The sequence below is a fragment of the Streptomyces sp. S.PNR 29 genome (assembly GCF_030386795.1).
In the GTDB taxonomy this organism is placed as follows: Bacteria; Actinomycetota; Actinomycetes; order Streptomycetales; family Streptomycetaceae; genus Streptomyces.
In genome coordinates this window covers 145,533-161,323 of the sequence record NZ_JANUQM010000017.1, presented here as the reverse complement: position 1 = coordinate 161,323, position 15,791 = coordinate 145,533, and the positions used below count along the sequence as shown (strand labels likewise).

The 15,791-nt window shown below is 72.3% G+C and carries 18 protein-coding genes; 8 read left to right on the top strand and 10 right to left on the bottom strand.

Translation table 11 applies throughout. From position 1 onward, the window contains the following. Window positions 1-43 precede the first annotated feature (43 nt). Window positions 44-727, top strand: a complete 684-nt coding sequence (ung, locus tag NW895_RS35880; RefSeq protein ID WP_289941058.1) for a uracil-DNA glycosylase — start codon at window positions 44-46, stop codon at window positions 725-727. Between the two features lie 118 nt (window positions 728-845). Continuing rightward, window positions 846-1,355: a hypothetical protein gene (locus NW895_RS35875; protein WP_289941057.1), complete on the top strand. Its 510-nt coding sequence runs from the start codon at window positions 846-848 to the stop codon at window positions 1,353-1,355. A 15-nt stretch (window positions 1,356-1,370) separates the two neighbouring features. Here the strand turns inward: NW895_RS35875 and NW895_RS41370 are convergent, their stop codons facing one another. The 3 genes from NW895_RS41370 to NW895_RS35860 form a co-directional block, all read right to left on the bottom strand. Continuing rightward, window positions 1,371-1,505, bottom strand: coding sequence for a hypothetical protein (locus NW895_RS41370; RefSeq protein ID WP_354670153.1), 135 nt, complete (start codon window positions 1,503-1,505; stop codon window positions 1,371-1,373). Between the two features lie 512 nt (window positions 1,506-2,017). After that, window positions 2,018-2,530, bottom strand: a complete 513-nt coding sequence (locus NW895_RS35865) for a DinB family protein (RefSeq protein ID WP_289941055.1) — start codon at window positions 2,528-2,530, stop codon at window positions 2,018-2,020. A gap of 43 nt (window positions 2,531-2,573) precedes the next feature. After that, entirely contained in the window at window positions 2,574-3,164 is a 591-nt protein-coding gene (locus NW895_RS35860) for a TetR/AcrR family transcriptional regulator (protein ID WP_289941054.1), read from the bottom strand. A gap of 87 nt (window positions 3,165-3,251) precedes the next feature. Here NW895_RS35860 and NW895_RS35855 point away from each other — a divergent pair, with 87 nt between their 5' ends. Together NW895_RS35855 and NW895_RS35850 are read left to right on the top strand one after the other, a co-directional pair. Further along, a complete protein-coding gene (locus NW895_RS35855; RefSeq protein ID WP_289941053.1) occupies window positions 3,252-4,436 on the top strand; it encodes an FAD-dependent oxidoreductase in 1,185 nt (394 codons plus the stop codon). Window positions 4,437-4,445: 9 nt separating this feature from the next. After that, window positions 4,446-5,351 carry a Gfo/Idh/MocA family oxidoreductase gene (locus tag NW895_RS35850; RefSeq protein WP_289941052.1) on the top strand — a complete coding sequence of 302 codons (906 nt, stop codon included), beginning with the start codon at window positions 4,446-4,448 and terminating at the stop codon, window positions 5,349-5,351. On the opposite strand, the gene lnt is transcribed toward NW895_RS35850, so the two are convergent. After that, window positions 5,275-6,840 (bottom strand): apolipoprotein N-acyltransferase, encoded by a 1,566-nt coding sequence (gene lnt, locus NW895_RS35845; protein WP_289941051.1) that lies wholly within the window; start codon window positions 6,838-6,840, stop codon window positions 5,275-5,277. The two genes, NW895_RS35850 and lnt, sit on opposite strands and share 77 nt — an antisense overlap. A 68-nt stretch (window positions 6,841-6,908) precedes the next feature. Next, window positions 6,909-7,397 (bottom strand): nuclear transport factor 2 family protein, encoded by a 489-nt coding sequence (locus NW895_RS35840; RefSeq protein WP_289941050.1) that lies wholly within the window; start codon window positions 7,395-7,397, stop codon window positions 6,909-6,911. Window positions 7,398-7,486: 89 nt separating this feature from the next. Here NW895_RS35840 and NW895_RS35835 point away from each other — a divergent pair, with 89 nt between their 5' ends. Further along, window positions 7,487-8,089, top strand: a complete 603-nt coding sequence (locus tag NW895_RS35835) for a DUF4291 domain-containing protein (protein WP_289941049.1) — start codon at window positions 7,487-7,489, stop codon at window positions 8,087-8,089. A 41-nt stretch (window positions 8,090-8,130) separates the two neighbouring features. Here the strand turns inward: NW895_RS35835 and NW895_RS35830 are convergent, their stop codons facing one another. The 3 genes from NW895_RS35830 to NW895_RS35820 form a co-directional block, all read right to left on the bottom strand. Continuing rightward, a complete protein-coding gene (locus tag NW895_RS35830) occupies window positions 8,131-8,310 on the bottom strand; it encodes a hypothetical protein (protein ID WP_289941048.1) in 180 nt (59 codons plus the stop codon). A gap of 97 nt (window positions 8,311-8,407) precedes the next feature. Further along, window positions 8,408-9,283, bottom strand: a complete 876-nt coding sequence (locus NW895_RS35825; protein WP_289941047.1) for an undecaprenyl-diphosphate phosphatase — start codon at window positions 9,281-9,283, stop codon at window positions 8,408-8,410. Window positions 9,284-9,448: 165 nt separating this feature from the next. After that, a complete protein-coding gene (locus NW895_RS35820; RefSeq protein WP_289941046.1) occupies window positions 9,449-9,919 on the bottom strand; it encodes a helix-turn-helix domain-containing protein in 471 nt (156 codons plus the stop codon). Between the two features lie 176 nt (window positions 9,920-10,095). On the opposite strand from NW895_RS35820, the gene NW895_RS35815 reads away from it, so the two are divergent. After that, window positions 10,096-11,265 (top strand): thiolase family protein, encoded by a 1,170-nt coding sequence (locus NW895_RS35815; protein ID WP_289941045.1) that lies wholly within the window; start codon window positions 10,096-10,098, stop codon window positions 11,263-11,265. Between the two features lie 7 nt (window positions 11,266-11,272). Here the strand turns inward: NW895_RS35815 and NW895_RS35810 are convergent, their stop codons facing one another. Further along, entirely contained in the window at window positions 11,273-12,040 is a 768-nt protein-coding gene (locus NW895_RS35810) for a TVP38/TMEM64 family protein (RefSeq protein ID WP_289941044.1), read from the bottom strand. A 312-nt stretch (window positions 12,041-12,352) separates the two neighbouring features. Between NW895_RS35810 and tuf the strand changes: the two genes are divergently transcribed. Further along, window positions 12,353-13,522: an elongation factor Tu gene (gene tuf / locus NW895_RS35805; RefSeq protein ID WP_289941043.1), complete on the top strand. Its 1,170-nt coding sequence runs from the start codon at window positions 12,353-12,355 to the stop codon at window positions 13,520-13,522. A 114-nt stretch (window positions 13,523-13,636) separates the two neighbouring features. Then, a complete protein-coding gene (locus NW895_RS35800; RefSeq protein ID WP_289941042.1) occupies window positions 13,637-14,482 on the top strand; it encodes a fused MFS/spermidine synthase in 846 nt (281 codons plus the stop codon). On the opposite strand, the gene NW895_RS35795 is transcribed toward NW895_RS35800, so the two are convergent. Then, the gene (locus NW895_RS35795; protein ID WP_289941041.1) at window positions 14,444-15,745 is read right to left on the bottom strand and encodes an MFS transporter; all 1,302 of its coding nucleotides are present in this window, start codon (window positions 15,743-15,745) and stop codon (window positions 14,444-14,446) included. The genes NW895_RS35800 and NW895_RS35795 overlap by 39 nt on opposite strands. Window positions 15,746-15,791: the final 46 nt, after the last annotated feature.

Below are 15,791 nucleotides of genomic sequence, written 5' to 3'. Positions count from 1 at the left end.
GGTTCTGTGGCCTGAAGCGACCGCACAGCGTAAGGAAGTTGACGTGACCGACATCGCCATGCTGCCCGAGTCCTGGCGTGCCGTGCTGGGTGACGAACTGCAGCAGCCCTACTTCAAGGAGCTGACGGAGTTCGTCGAGGAGGAGCGGGCGAAGGGTCCCGTCTATCCGCCGCGCGAGGAGGTCTTCGCCGCGCTCGACGCCACGCCGTACGACCAGGTGAAGGTGCTCATCCTCGGCCAGGACCCGTACCACGGCGAGGGCCAGGGCCACGGTCTGTGCTTCTCGGTCCGTCCGGGAGTGAAGGTCCCGCCGTCCCTGCGGAACATCTACAAGGAGATGCACGAGGAGCTGGGCACGCCGATCCCGGACAACGGCTATCTGATGCCGTGGGCCCGGCAGGGCGTCCTGCTGCTCAACGCGGTGCTCACGGTCCGGGGCGGCGAGGCCAACTCGCACAAGGGCCGGGGCTGGGAGAAGTTCACCGACGCCGTGATCCGCGCGGTGGCCGACCGCCCCGACCCGGCGGTGTTCGTGCTGTGGGGCAACTACGCGCAGAAGAAGCTGCCGCTGATCGACGAGACCCGGCACGCGGTGGTCAAGGGCGCGCACCCCTCGCCCCTGTCGGCGAAGAAGTTCTTCGGTTCCCGCCCGTTCACACAGATCAACGAGGCGATCGCCCGGCAGGGCCACGAGCCGATCGACTGGGCCGTGCCGAACCTGGGCTGAGCGGCGCGGGGGCAGGTCCACCGGGCCGGTCCCGTGTCGTACGGAGGCGCCTGACCGGGATTGCCGATGGCTGCCGCTAGCGTCGTCCGGGACGACCGGCGAGTGCGCGGAGGACACGGTGGCCAAGGGACCGGAGCAGGCGGCACCGGATGCCGTGCTGACGCGGATCGGGCAGGTCGTCATGCTGCACCACGCCGGGGACCGCGAGGAGGCCCGGCACCGCTTCCTCGGCCTGTGGGCGGAGCTGGGCGAGCACGGCGACCCGCTGCACCGTTGCACGCTGGCCCACTATCTGGCCGACACGCAGGACGACCCTGCGGACGAGCTGGCCTGGGACCTGCGGGCACTGACGGCCGCCGAGGAACTCACCGGTGACCCCCTGGCCGAGCACGAGGGCGCGCTCGCCGTGCGCGCCCTCTATCCCTCGCTGCACCTGAACCTCGCCGCCGACTACGTCAAGCTCGGTCACCCCGAGGCGGCCCGCACCCATCTGCGCCGGGCTCGCGGAGCGGCGGACGCCCTGGGGGACGACAGCTACGGGGACGGGGTGTGGGCGGCGATCAGCCGGCTGGAGACGCGGTTGGGCGACGGGGGGTCCGGCTGGGCGCCGCCGCGGCAGCGGCCGTAGCTCAGCGGCGGTCGCTCAGCGGCCGTACGTCTGCCGGCAGATCGTCGCCTCCGGGCTGTCCGCCCGCCAGCCGCCGTACTTTCTGCCGAGCGCGCACACGTCGGTGTTCCTGCGGACGTTCTTGCGGACCGACTCGGCGGTGTCGGGCATCTCGGCGTGCGGCCATTGCGGGTGAGGGGGTACGAGTTCGCGGGGGCGGGGTCGGTCCGGCCGGGGGTGCGGTTTCGGGCGAGCGGCGGGCGGTTTCCGCTTCGGCGAGGGCGCCGGGGCCCCGGCGGGGGCCGTACCCTCCGGTGCGGCCGTGGGCGGGGTCCGTTCCGGGCGCCGGGAGGAGACGATGAGTTCCAGGGCCTCGCGGGCCGGGGCCTGCACGACTTGCGGCCCTGACCGGACGTCCGGACGCCGCACCACCGGCGCGGACGGGGCCGCCGGTGGACGTAACGCCGTCGGCGGGCCGGGCACGGGCGGGTGCCGGACGGTCATACAGCCGGAGAGGGCCGAGACAGCCACGGTCACCAGGAGCGTTGCGGTGGTCGTCGTTCGATGCACCCGCGCCACTCTGCTGACTCCGGCGCGTTTCGGGTACAGCGGAGCACCGCAGGATGCCCCGTACGGGTGATCTCCGTCCCCGCACGGGGGTTTCTCGCATACCGAGGGTGACGTCAGTCGCCGGTGGCGCCGTCGAGGCGCTCGCGGATCAGGTCGGCGTGGCCGTTGTGCCGCGCGTACTCCTCGATCATGTGCGTGTAGATCCAGCGCAGGTTGTACCGCTCGCCGGTGCGGCGGTGCCTGCCCTCGGAGATGTCGTCCAGACCGAAGCGGGCCGCGTTGCGCCGGGCGATCTCGATCTCGGCCTGCCAGGTGGCGTACGCCTCCTGCCAGGTGTCCGCCTCGGTGAGGTGGAACTCGCCGTCCGGGTCGGCCTCGCTGTAGTAGATCGGGCCGGCGTCGTCGTCCGCGAGTACCTTGCGGAACCAGCCCCGCTCCACCTCCGCCATGTGCCGCACCAGACCCATGAGAGACAGTTCGGACGGCTCCACCGAGGCGGTCCTGAGCTGCGCGTCGCTCAGGCCCTCGCACTTCCACGCGAGGGTCTGCCGGTGATAGGCCAGCCAGCCCTCCAGCATGGTGCGTTCGTCGGCGGTGTTGGCGGGTTCATGTCGTTCGGTGGTCATCTCCGTATCGTCACCCACCTCGCCCGACCCACACCATGAGTTTTCAGTCGAGAAGCATGCCGCTCAGCAGCTCGCGCAGCCCCGCCCGTACCTCCTCCAGGCGTGGCACCTGAGCGCTGAACGACCCGGCCACGCAGGAGAACATCAGCCCGTCCGCCCAGGCCACCAGCGACAGCACATGCCGGGCCGGGTCCGTCGAGCCCATCGCGGTGACGAGGGCGCCGAGCTGGTCGCGGAAGCGCGCGCCGGTCGCGTCGAAGTAGGACCGCAGCTCCGGGCGGCGTGTCGCCTCCAGGGCCAGTTCATAGCGGGCGAGGGTCAGCTCGCGGTTCCGGGTGAGGGCGCGGTGCGTCGCCAGGGCCAGCGCGTCCACCAGGGAGTCCAGGCCGGCGCGTGGGTCCGGCATCTCGTGCAGCGCCAGCACACGCGCCTCCCGCTCGGCGAGGCGCCGCACCGCCAGCTCCAGCAGCGCCTGCCGGGTGCGCGCGAGGTTGGACGTGGAGCCCTGCGGAAGGCCGGCCGCCTCGTCGACCGCCCGGTGGGTGAGCCCGCGCATGCCGCGCTCGGCGAGCAGGGCCAGAGCGGTGTCGGCGACGAGATCGGCGCGCGCGGCGCCCGCGGTGCGTACGGACATGGACGTCAACCTACCTCTCTCACTACATCTGTAGTAAGGTCGGCGATGTCATCGAACTACATCTGTAGTACCGATCGAGGAGGAGCCATGGCACAGTCGAGGCGGGTCGTCGTGATCGGCGGTGGGATCGGTGGCCTCACCGCGGCGACGGCCCTGCAGCTGCGCGGCTGGGAGGTGACCGTGCTGGAACGGGCGCCGTCCCTGGAGCCGGCCGGTGCGGGCATCTCCCTCGCCCCCAACTCCCTGCGCGCCCTGGACGTCGTCGGCCTCGGCGAGGAGATCCGCGACCTGGCCGCCTGGCAGGGCGACGGCGGGCTGCGCACCCCGGGCGGGCGGTGGCTGGCCCGCGCGAGCGCCGACGCGGCGGCGGAGCGTTTCGGCGGCCCCCTGGTCCTGCTGCACCGCGCCACCCTCATCGCGGGCCTGGCCGCCCGGCTCCCCTCGGACGCCGTCCGCACGGCATGCCCCGCGACCGTCACCGACCCCGGAGACACCGGCCGCCCGGCCCGTGTGAGCACACCCGACGGCGAGCTGGAGGCCGACCTCGTCGTGGCCGCGGACGGCGTCCGCTCCGCCGTGCGCCGGGTGCTCTTCCCCGACCACCCCGGTCACGTCCACTCCGGCTTCACCACCTGGCGAGTCGTGATCCTGGTGCCCGGCGTGCGGTTCGCCTCGCACGAGACCTGGGGGAGGGGCCGCATCTGGGGCACGCACCCCCTGAAGGACGGCCGGGTCTACGCGTACGCCGCCGCCGTCGCCCCCGCCGCACAGCGTGCCCGCGACGACGAGAAGGCCGAGCTGCTGCGCCGCTTCGGCGACTGGCACGCGCCGATCCCCGCCGTCCTCGCCGCCGCCCGCCCCGAGGACGTCCTGCGCCACGACGTCCACCACCTCGCCGAGCCGCTCCCCTCCTACCACCGCGGCCGGGTCGCCCTCCTCGGCGACGCCGCGCACGCCATGCCGCCGACGCTCGGGCAGGGCGGCAACCAGGCCATCGAGGACGCCATCGTGCTCGCCCACCACTGCGACGACCTCCCCGCCTACACGGCCGCCCGCCTCCCCCGTACGACCGCCGTCGCACGCAGGGCCCTGAAGGTCGCCCGCCTCAACCTGATGACCAACCGCGCCGGGATCGCCGTACGCAATCTGGCGGTCGCCGCGCTGTCCAGGACCGGACCGGCGCTGTTCCTGCGCGGCTTCGACGGCATCGCCGACTGGCGGCCCCCGCAGCAGCCGTATGCTTCGGTCGGAGCAGGCACAGGCGAGCGGTAGGGAGACCCCGTGAAGGTCGGCTGCATCGGACTCGGCGACATCGCGCAGAAGGCCTACCTGCCGGTGCTCGCCTTCCAGCCCGGCGTCGAGCTGCACCTGCAGACCCGTACGCCCGCGACGCTCGCCCGGGTCGCCGACGGCCTCCACCTCCCCGCCGGACAGCGGCACGACGACCTCGACTCCCTCCTCGCCGCGGATCTCGACGCCGCCTTCGTGCACGCCCCGACCGTGGCGCATCCGGAGATCGCCGGCAGGCTGCTGGAGGCGGGCGTGCCGACCTATGTCGACAAGCCGCTCGCCTACGAACTGGCCGGTTCCCAGCGGCTCGTGGCGCTCGCCGAGGAGCGGAACGTCTCCCTCGCCGTCGGCTTCAACCGGCGTTATGCGCCCGGGTACACGCAGTGCGCCGACCACCCGCGCGAACTGATCCTGATGCAGAAGAACCGGATCGGGCTGCCCGAGGAGCCGCGCGCGATGATCCTCGACGACTTCATCCACGTCGTCGACACCCTGCGCTTCCTGGTGCCCGGCCCCGTGGACGACGTGACCGTGCGGGCCCGCGTCGAGAACGGCCTGCTCCACCACGTCGTGCTGCAGCTCGCCGGGGACGGCTTCACCGCGCTCGGCGTGATGAACCGGCTGAGCGGCTCGGCGGAGGAGGTCCTGGAGGTCTCCGGGCAGGACAGCAAACGGCAGGTGGTCAACCTCGCCGAGGTGATCGACCACAAGGGGCAGCCGACCCTGCGACGGCGCGGCGACTGGGTGCCGGTGGCCCGGCAGCGCGGCATCGAGCAGGCGGCACTGGCCTTTCTGGACGCGGTGCGTGCGGGGAAGGTGCTCAGCGCCCGGGACGCGCTGGAGACCCATGAGCTGTGCGAGCGGGTGGTACGCGCGGTTCAGGAGCGGTCCGCCTGAGCCGCAGCGTCCGTACGCCCTCGGTGACGCCCCAGACGGCGAGGATCAGCACGGCCGCGTGCACCGTCCAGTCGCCGAAGCGGACGTACGGCGTGGTGCCGTGCGCGAACGGAACCTCGTAGACCTGTGCGGTGCTCGCGTCGGTGCCGAGCCACGGGCCGATGCGCTGTCCGCTCGGGCCGTAGACCGCGGAGACCCCGGTCAGCGTCGCGTGCACCATCGGGCGGCCGGTCTCGGCGGCGCGCAGGGCGGCGAGCGAGGCGTGCTGCTCCGGGGCCCAGCTCTGCTGGAACGTCGACGTCGACGACTGGCCGATCAGCAGGTCGGCGCCGCCCTTGGTGAGACGGCGGGTCATGTCGGGGAACGCGGTCTCGAAGCACACCATGGGGCCGAAGCGCAGGCCGTTCCCCGCGTTCATCACCACTTGCTCCGTGCCGCGCCTGCGGTCCTCGCCCGCCGCCTTGCCGACGGAGGTGGCCCAGCCCAGCAGTGAGCGGGCCGGGATGTACTCGCCGAAGGGGACGAGCCGCATCTTGTCGTAGCGCTCGCCGGTGAGGCCGTCCGGGCCGACCAGGATCGAGCTCTTGTAGATCCCGGGCTTGTCGGAGCGGCGCGCGTCCACGTTGACCAGGATGTCCGCGCCGGTCTCGCGGGACAGTGCCGCGAGCCGGTGCGCGTACTCGGGACGGTCGTCCAGGTCGAAGCCGACACTGCTCTCGCCCCAGACGATCAGGTCGACGTCCTGGCCGGCGAGCCGGCGGGTCAGCTGCTCCTCGCGGTCGAACCGGCGGTCCCCGCCGGTCACCACGCCCGGCTGGACGACGGCGATCCTGGCCGTGTCGTCGACGGCGGGGCGCGGGGATGCCACCCAGGCGCCGGAAGTGGCGGCGGCGGTGGCGACCAGGCCGGCCACGGCGGGCACGCGGGCCCGGGGGAGTGCGACGAGGACGGCGACCGCGACGTTGACGGCCACGATCAGGAAGCTCAGCAGCCACACGCCGCCGACCGAGGCCAGCCGCAGCGCCGGCTCGACCTGCCACTGACTGGAGCCGAGCATGCCCCAGGGGCCGCCGAGCCCCTGCCAGGACCGCACGAGTTCGACGGCCAGCCAGCCCGACGGCAGGACGACCAGCGCGGCCGCGACCCGACCCCGCGAGGGCGTCCCGGCCAGCAGGCGGCGCACCAGCCAGCCCCACAGCAGCCACAGCGCGCCGAGCAGCGCGGCGATGACGAACGTGAACACGTGCAGGAACGGCAGCAGCCAGTGGTGCATGGCGAGCATGAACCCGAAGCCGCCCCACCAGCCGTCGTACGCCGCCCGCTTCCCGGTCGGCGCCGAGCGGGCGAGCAGCAGCCAGGGGACCAGCGCGACGTAGGCGAACCACCACAGGGACGGTTGCGGGAAGGCGAGTACGGGCAGGGCGCCCACCAGTACGGCGGCGGCCGAGCGCCGCCACGGGGAGGCGAGCCAGTGGCCGAGCGTCTTCATGGGCGCCTCCTACCCCGTGGTGCTTCCAGTGTGCGCCCTGCGGACGATCTAGGACCAGACGCGCCGGCTCAGTTGATCACAGGTGCGGCTTCGCGGTCGGCGATGTGCCGCCACTTCTCCCGCACGACCACCTCGCTCAGCCGCCAGCCGTCGCCCGTCCGCAGCAGCCCGAAGGCGTACCGGCCGCCGCATACGAGGTCCGGTGCGGCCGGGCCGCCCCCGTCCCGGCCGACGAAGCCCATCGGATTGACGTAGTCGGCCTGGACCTGGGCCGTGTCCCCAGTGTCCTGTTCCCACAGGCCGAAACGCACGCGGCGATTGACGATCAGATGCTGCCGTACCGGGAACAGCCGCAGGTTGTCGGCGAGCCACGCGGCGACCTTCCCGGCGTCACCCTCGATGCCTCCGGCCGACCGGTAGTCCGCCCGCCCGTCCGGGGCGAACAGCTTCCGGTACGCCTCCCAGTCGCCGTCGTCCACCGCCACCGCGTAGTCGGTGATCAGCTCGTCGACGGCCAGCCGGTCCCTCACGGTCGCGAGCTCCACACGCTGCGTCATCGGCTCAGTGTTGGGCATGGGACCGCCGGCGCCAAGGGCCCCGACGATAATCGGTGGCCGTGGCGGTCGCCAGGACGGATTCTGTCCCTGTGAATGATCAGCAGGAGCCCAAGTTCCGCATCCGCGCCCGGCATACGGAGTCCACGGTCACCGTCTACCAGGCCTACCGGCCGGAGATCGGCCGCCCCGCCGCCCGGAACGGCCGCTTCCCGGCGTCCTGGAAGCGCGACCGCATGACGTGGATCAAGCCGTCTTTTCTGTGGATGATGTACCGCTGCGGCTGGGGCGCGAAGGAAGGCCAGGAGACGGTCCTTGCGGTGGAGATCAGCCGGGAGGGATTCCTCTGGGCGCTGCGCAACGCCTGCCTCTCGCACCACGTCCCCGCCCTGCACGGCGACAGCGCCGCCTGGAAGCGGCAGTTGCGGCGGGCCCCCGCGCGCGTGCAGTGGGACCCGGAACGGGACCTGCACCTCAACCCGCTGCCCTACCGGTCGCTTCAGCTGGGGCTCGCGGGGCAGGCGGCGGCCCGGTACGCCGACGACTGGATCGTGGGCATCGAGGACGTCACACCGCTCGCCTCGGAGGTCCACGCGCTGGTGCGGGCGGGCGAACTCCAGCGCGCCGCCGGGCTGCTGCCCGAGGAACGGCCGTACCCGGTCGACGAGGACGTACTCGCGCATCTGCGGGCCTGAGGCGAGGTGATCGCTGACGGGCCCGGGCGCCGGTGCGTCGCCTAGGCCGCCTCGATGACCTCACCGCGGAGCGCGGTCGCCCACTCGACGACCAACAGCTCGTACTCCTCGCGCTCCTGGGCCGAGAGGGACCCGCCCGCACGCCGCCACAGGGCTCGAATCTGCTCGTTGACTTCGGCAGCAGACCGCACGGAACCAGGGGTCACGGAATCGGGGGACATGCCGACAAGCCTAGGGGCAGGCACTGACAGTGCGCTACCGGACGGCTACCCGATCCGTATGGGTTTGGTCACGAGACCGGGATCACATGGGGTCAGGTCAGCCCGCCGACTCCGCCGCGTGCGGGCTCAGGGCGCCCATCGTCACCAGGACGATGATGACCACGCCGAGGGCGATGCGGTACCAGACGAACGGCATGAAGCTCTTGGTCGAGATGAACTTCATGAACCAGGCGATCACGGCGTATCCGGTGCCGAAGGCGATGACGGTCGCGAAGATCGTCGGGCCCCAGGAGACGTGGTCGCTCTCCATCGCGTCCTTGAGCTCGAACAGACCCGAGGCGAGCACCGCGGGAATGGCGAGCAGGAACGAGTAGCGGGCCGCGGCCTCGCGCTTGTAGCCCATGAACAGACCGCCGCTGATGGTGGCGCCGGAGCGGGAGACGCCGGGGATGAGGGCCATGGCCTGGCAGAGGCCGTAGATCAGGCCGTCCCGGACGCCCAGGTCCTGCAGGCTCTTGCGCTGCTTGGGCGCGCGGTGCCGACCGCCGATCTCGTCGCGCGCGGCCAGCCGGTCGGCGATACCCAGGACGATGCCCATGCCGATCAGCATGGTCGCGGTGATCCGCAGGTCCCGGAACGGCCCCTCGATCTGGTCCTTCAGCGTCACGCCGAGCACGCCGATCGGGATGGAGCCGACGATCACGAGCCAGCCCATCCGCGCGTCGGGATCCTTGCGCAGCGCCTTGTTGGTGAGCGAGCGGGTCCAGGCCGAGAGGATCCGTCCGATGTCCTTGCGGAAGTAGATCAGCACGGCGGCCTCCGTGCCGATCTGCGTGATCGCCGTGAAGGCGGCGCCCGGGTCCTTCCAGCCGGAGAAGGCCGCAGTCAGCCGCAGATGCGCGCTGGAGGAGACGGGGAGGAACTCGGTCAGCCCCTGGACGAGTCCGAGGATGAGGGATTCAAACCAAGACATGAAGTTACGGAGTCCAAGAGCCGGCGAGGAACGGGCGACGGGCACACCGAACCGCCGCGTGCGGTGATCGGGAGTGCTGAGGGGCAGCGTAGCGCCCCTCGGTGACAGGCCGGGCACAGGGGTTTCGAATACCGGACACCCGAGGGACCGCGCCCGAGGTGCGGTTCACGCCGCGGTGGGTCCCCCCACCGTCCACCCGGGCACCTGCGGATGGGCGGTCAGGTCGTCGTGGTGGACCGTGTCGCCGCAGGTCCGGCAGGTGACGACCGGGACGAGTTCGTGGCCGCAGACGTGCTCCAGCACCATGGGGCGGTCGTCGTCCCCGCGCAGATGGCGGTCGCCCCACGCCATGAGGGTCAGCAGCACCGGCTCCAGTTCCAGCCCCGCCCGGGTCGGCAGGTACTCGAAGCGCTGTGGGCGCTCGCTGTAGGGCCGCTTGGTCAGGATCCCGGCGTCCACGAGACGGCGCAGCCGCGTGGCCAGGATGTCGCGCGGGGCCCCGATGTTGCGCACCAGCTGGTCGAAACGGCCGTTGCCGAGGCACACCTCCCGCAGGACGAGCAGGGAGTACTTCTCGCCGACGAGTGCGAGGGTGTCGGCGATCGAGCAGGGGCGGGGGTCTTTGGTGGCGGCCATGACGCCAGTCTAGGGGAGGGTCCGTTTTTCCAACCCGCATGCACGCTCATGGGTTTGATTTTCCAACCTGGCGAGCTATGGTGAGTTCGGATTTCCTACTCACCAGTAATCGCCCAGGAGAAAACGCCCAGGAGACCGCTCCGGTCATCGCCCCGGCGGCCAAGGAGGCCCGCATCATGCGTGACGCAGTCATCGTCGAAGCCGTACGCACGCCCATAGGCAAGGGCAAGCAGAACGGCGCCCTCGCGCACGTCCACCCCGTGGAGCTGCTCGCCCACACCCTGCGCACCCTCGTCGAGCGCTCCGGCGTCGATCCGGCGCTGATCGACGACGTCATCGGCGGCACCGTCGACCAGGTCGGCGAGCAGGCCATGAACACCACCCGCTACGCCGCCCTGTCGGCCGGATTCCCGGAGTCGGTCCCCGCGACGACGGTGGACCGTCAGTGCGGCTCCTCCCAGCAGGCCGTGCACTTCGCCGCGCAGGGTGTCATCGCGGGGGCCTACGACCTCGTCGTCGCCTGCGGGGTGGAGTCGATGAGCCGGGTGCCGATGTGGTCGAACGTGCCGCCCGGCAAGGACCCCTTCGGCCCCGGGGTCGCCGAGCGCTACCCGGAGGGGCTCGTTCCGCAGGGCATCAGCGCCGAGCTGATCGCCGCCAAGTGGTCCATCTCACGGGAGCGGATGGACGCCTTCGCGGTCTCCTCGCACCAGAAGGCGGCCGCGGCATGGAACGCCGGACTGTTCGATGCCGAGATCGCGCCACTGGACGGCGTCTCCCACGACGAGTGCGTACGGCCGGGCAGTACCACGGAGGTCCTCGCCGGCCTCAAGCCCGCCTACTACGACCCGGCCTTCGCCGAACGCTTCCCGCAGATCGAGTGGAACGTCACCGCGGGCAACGCCAGCCCCGTCAACGACGGTGCCTCGGCGGTGCTCATCACGTCCGGCGACACCGCGGCCCGCCTCGGGCTGCGCCCGCTCGCCCGGCTGCACAGCTTCGCCGTCACCGGCTCCGACCCGCTGCTGATGCTGACCGGCGTCGTCCCGGCCACCGAGAAGGTGCTGCGCAGGGCGTCCCTGAGCCTCGACGACATCGACCTGTTCGAGGTCAACGAGGCGTTCTCCAGCGTGGTCCTGGCCTGGCAGCAGGAGACGGGCGCCGATCTGGCCAAGGTCAACGTGCACGGCGGGGCCATCGCCATCGGCCACCCGCTCGGCGCGAGCGGCACCCGTCTGACCACGACTCTGGTGCACGCGATGCGGGAGCGCGGCGCCCGGTACGCCCTGCAGACGATGTGCGAGGCGGGCGGGCTGGCCAACGCGATGGTTCTGGAACGGGTGTAACGGGCCGTCAGTGGCCCCGCAGGTGGTGGCGCTTGCGCCAGGCCACCACCGCGCCGACGAGCCCCGGCAGGGCGATGCAGGCCAGCGCGATCAGGAAGGCCGGGGACGTCGGCGTCGAGGCGCGGGCACCGGCGACGACGTACGCGGCCGTGTTCGGGATGGACCCGAGGCCCGTCGCGAGCAGGAACGGCAGCAGACCCATGCGGGAGATGGCGGCGCAGTAGTTCGCGGCCCAGAACGGCACACCCGGGAACAGCCGCGCCGCCAGCATCGAACGGAAGCCGTGACGGCTCAGCTGCCCGTCCGCGGCCTTGAGCCACCGGCCCCGCAGCAGCGGGCGCAGGGCGTCCTGGCCCAGCACCCGGCCGAGGCAGAACGCTATGCCGGCGCCGAGGACCGTGCCCGCCAGGGCCGAACCTGTGCCCAGCTGGGAGCCGAAGAGCGCACCGGCCGCCAGGTTCAGCAGCGGCCGTGGCACGAACGCCACGGTGCACAGCCCGTACGCCACCGCGTACGCCACCACCGCCGCGGCTCCGCCGAGCTGCTGTGGCCAGCCGTCCGTCAGCACCTTCTGCGGCTCGAACAGCAGCACGACCGACGCGGCCGAGGCGAGCAGCAGGACGAGCAGGGACAGCCGCGACCACGGCGAGAGCAGCACTCTGCTGCAGCGGGCGGTGAATCCCGTGGTGGTGACGGGTGGGACGGGCATGGCTGTGGCGGCGGCCCGGGGAGAGGCCGTGCCGGTGCCGCCAGAGCGGGTGGTGGCATCGAGCATCCGGCGACACTAACCGACACATGTGTGTGATCGCCGTATGGTTCGTCTCACGAGCGTCACAGGGATCGAAAAATCATTCGACTTGTAGCGCGGTGCCGACGAGGATCGGCGTCATGTTCCGGCACGCCTTCGTCCTCGCAGCATCCGCCGTCGCGGATGCCCCGAAGGCTGCCGTCGCCGTCCTCACGGCTGTTGCCGACGGCGCCCGAAGCTGACCCTCTCCGGTTCGTCCGGCGGACCCCGCAGGGGGAGGGTCGGGCAGCTCCCCGGGGTCCACGCCACGTTCACCACGAGACGCTTCGAGGTACAGCCATGCCCAAGACGGCGTACGTCCGTACGAAACCGCACCTGAACATCGGCACCATGGGCCATGTCGACCACGGCAAGACCACGTTGACCGCCGCCATCACCAAGGTGCTGGCCGAGCGCGGCACCGGCACGTTCGTGCCGTTCGACCGCATCGACCGGGCGCCGGAGGAGGCGGCGCGCGGTATCACCATCAACATCGCGCACGTCGAGTACGAGACCGACACGCGGCACTACGCGCACGTCGACATGCCGGGCCACGCCGACTACGTCAAGAACATGGTCACCGGCGCCGCACAGCTCGACGGGGCGATCCTCGTCGTCTCCGCGCTCGACGGGATCATGCCGCAGACCGCCGAACACGTCCTGCTCGCCCGGCAGGTGGGCGTCGACCACATCGTCGTCGCCCTCAACAAGGCCGACGCGGGGGACGAGGAGCTCGCCGACCTCGTCGAACTGGAGATCCGCGAGCTGCTCACCGCGCACGGTTACGGCGGCGACACCGTGCCCGTCGTACGGGTCTCGGGGCTGAGGGCCCTGGAGGGCGACCCGCGGTGGACGGCGTCCATCGAGGCGCTGCTCGACGCGGTGGACACGTATGTGCCGATGCCGGAGCGGTATCTGGACGCGCCGTTCCTGTTGCCGGTGGAGAACGTGCTGACCATCACCGGCCGGGGGACGGTGGTGACCGGCGCCGTGGAGCGCGGCACCGTCCGGGTCGGCGACCGGGTCGAGGTGCTCGGCGCGGACGTGGAGACCGTCGTCACCGGGCTGGAGACCTTCGGCAAGCCCATGGAGGAGGCGCAGGCCGGGGACAACGTGGCGCTGCTGCTGCGCGGTGTGCCGAGGGACTCCGTCCGGCGGGGGCATGTCGTGGCCGCGCCGGGGAGTGTGGTGCCCCGCCGTGGTTTCTCGGCGCAGGTGTATCTGCTGTCGTCGCGGGAGGGCGGGCGTACGACGCCCGTCGCCACGGGGTACCGGCCGCAGTTCTACATCCGGACCGCGGATGTGGTGGGTTCCGTGGACCTGGGAGAGGTCGCCGTCGCCCTGCCCGGTGACACGGTCGCCATGGCGGTCGAGCTGGGGCGTGCGGTGCCTCTGGAGCCCGGCCTCGGTTTTGCCGTCCGTGAGGGTGGGCGGACCGTCGGGGCGGGGACCGTGACGGCCCTTCTGTGAGAGGGGATCTGCGCATGGGGGGCTGCGGGGCCGTTGTAGCTGGTCACGCCCAGGCGGCGGAGCCGCATATCGACACAGCCCCGCGGCCCTTTGGGGCGCGTCACAATGGTCCTCGTGAACGAACCCATGCCCGTCACCGCGGTCACCGACCAGGGCACCGTCAAGCTCATGCCCGACATCGACCGCAAGCGCGCCTGGCTGCTGACCGTCGACGGGGCCCCGCAGTCGTACGTCGATCTCGACGAGCCGGCGCATCTGGAGTTCGAGTACGCGCGGCGGCTCGGGCACGTCCTGGACACCGTGGCGGAGCCGGGGCGGCCACTGGACGTGCTGCACCTCGGGGGCGGTGCGCTCACGCTGCCCCGGTACGTGGCCGCGACCCGGCCCGGCTCCCGGCAGGACGTGGTGGAGGCCGACCGGGGGCTGCTGGAGCTCGTCGCCGAGCACCTGCCGCTCCCGGTCGGCGCCGATATGCGCCTGCACGCCGCGGACGCCCGAGCCTGGCTGGAAACCGCCCCCGCCGACTCCACCGACGTCCTGGTCGCCGACGTCTTCGGTGGCTCCCGCGTCCCCGCGCACCTGACCTCCGTCGCCTACGTCCGCGAGGCCGGGCGGGTGCTGCGGGCCGACGGCGTCTACCTGGCCAACCTTCCCGACGCGGCGCCGTTCGCCTTCCTGCGCTCGCAACTCGCGACACTCGGTGCGGTGTTCGAGGAGCTGGTGCTCATCGCCGAGCCGGGCGTGCTGCGCGGCCGTCGTTTCGGCAACGCCGTGCTCGTCGCCGCACACCGGCCCGTCGACACCGCCGCCCTGACCCGGCTCACCGCAGCCGACGCCTTCCCCGCCCGGGTCGGACACGGCGCCGCCCTGCGGGACTTCATCGGCGACGCCCGGCCGGTACGGGACGAGGACGCCGTACCGTCACCCGAGCCCCCCGACGGGGCGTTCGGCATCGGCTGACTCGCTCCCGCCGCCCTGTGCCACCTGCCTGCTCCTCCGGCGCAGGTTCCGCACGTCCGGCACGCACAGCACGGCCGCCGTCATCACCACGACCAGCGTCGCGCAGCCCCACAGCGACGCCGTCCGCCCGAACGCCGACTCCGACGGGCCCGCCAGCGCCGTCGCCAGCGGCACCAGCGCCACCGAGCCGAACCAGTCGTAGGCCGAGACCCGGGAGAGCTTGTCCTCCGGGATCTCCTGGTGCAGCGCGGTCATCCAGGAGACGCCGAACACCTCCAGGGTCACCCCGGTCACGAACATCACCGTGCACAGCACACCGACCGGCACCGGCACCGCGAGCGCGGCGGAGGGCAGGGCCAGGGGGAAGACGCACAGGGTGCCCGCGAGCAGCAGGCGGCGGGGTTTCCAACGGGTCATCAGCAGCGCGCCGGCGACCGTGCCCGCGCCGAAGAAGCCCAGGGCCAGGCCCCAGGGGCCCGCGCCGCCCAGGTGGTCGCGGGCGACGAGGGGGCCGTAGACCGCGTCGGCGGCGCCGACGACCGCGTTGGCGATGGAGAACTGGACGACGATGCTCCACAGCCACGGCCGCCCGGCGAACTCCCGCCAGCCGTCCCGGAGGTCGGCGAGCATGCCGCCGCCCGGTGCGCGCGGCGGGATGTGACTCACGTCGAGGAAGGCCCGCAGTGCCCCGGCGAGCGCGAACGCCGCCGCGTCGGCGGCCAGGACCCAGCCCGGGCCGATCGCGGCGACCATCGCGCCGCCGACTGCGGCACCGCCGAGCGCCGCACCCTGCATCGCCATCCGGAACACCGCGAAGGCGCGGGCGGCCTGCTCGCCGTCGACCGAGGACATGAGCATGCCTTCGGCGGCCGGGCTGAAGAAGGCCTGGCCGGTGCCTCCGAGCGCGGTCAGCAGCATCATCTGCCACAGGTGCGGCTCACCGGCGAGGACCAGCGCCGCGAACGCGGCCTGCGACAGGCAGTTGAGGGCGTTGGCCGCGACCATCACGCGATGCCGTGGGAGCCGGTCCGCGACGGCGCCGCCGATCAGCAGGAACAGCACCAGCGGCAGGGTGCGGGCGGCGGCCACCAGACCCACGTCGCCGCCGTCGCCGCCCGCGTCCAGCACGGCGAACGCGGCGGCGATCAGCGCACCGTGGCTGCCGAGGTTGGTGACGACCGCGGCGGCGGTCAGCAGGCTGTAGTTGCGCCCTGCCCAGAGGGGTGTGCGGGGGCGTCGGCGGGAGGCGGCGGCGGAGGTCACGGGGCGACTATCGCCGCCCGGCCCCCGCCTTGCCACCTCTTTTCCG

Excerpts from the sequence above, each read along its gene's own strand:
- NW895_RS35860 (WP_289941054.1), bottom strand. The coding sequence starts at position 3,164 with ATGTCCGTACGCACCGCGGGCGCCGCGCGCGCCGATCTCGTCGCCGAC.
- NW895_RS35855 (WP_289941053.1), top strand. The coding sequence starts at position 3,252 with ATGGCACAGTCGAGGCGGGTCGTCGTGATCGGCGGTGGGATCGGTGGC.
- NW895_RS35815 (WP_289941045.1), top strand. The coding sequence starts at position 10,096 with ATGCGTGACGCAGTCATCGTCGAAGCCGTACGCACGCCCATAGGCAAG.
- NW895_RS41370 (WP_354670153.1), bottom strand. The coding sequence starts at position 1,505 with ATGCCCGACACCGCCGAGTCGGTCCGCAAGAACGTCCGCAGGAACACC.
- NW895_RS35825 (WP_289941047.1), bottom strand. The coding sequence starts at position 9,283 with ATGTCTTGGTTTGAATCCCTCATCCTCGGACTCGTCCAGGGGCTGACC.
- NW895_RS35865 (WP_289941055.1), bottom strand. The coding sequence starts at position 2,530 with ATGACCACCGAACGACATGAACCCGCCAACACCGCCGACGAACGCACC.
- NW895_RS35830 (WP_289941048.1), bottom strand. The coding sequence starts at position 8,310 with ATGTCCCCCGATTCCGTGACCCCTGGTTCCGTGCGGTCTGCTGCCGAA.
- lnt (WP_289941051.1), bottom strand. The coding sequence starts at position 6,840 with ATGAAGACGCTCGGCCACTGGCTCGCCTCCCCGTGGCGGCGCTCGGCC.
- NW895_RS35820 (WP_289941046.1), bottom strand. The coding sequence starts at position 9,919 with ATGGCCGCCACCAAAGACCCCCGCCCCTGCTCGATCGCCGACACCCTC.
- tuf (WP_289941043.1), top strand. The coding sequence starts at position 12,353 with ATGCCCAAGACGGCGTACGTCCGTACGAAACCGCACCTGAACATCGGC.
- NW895_RS35810 (WP_289941044.1), bottom strand. The coding sequence starts at position 12,040 with ATGCTCGATGCCACCACCCGCTCTGGCGGCACCGGCACGGCCTCTCCC.
- NW895_RS35840 (WP_289941050.1), bottom strand. The coding sequence starts at position 7,397 with ATGACGCAGCGTGTGGAGCTCGCGACCGTGAGGGACCGGCTGGCCGTC.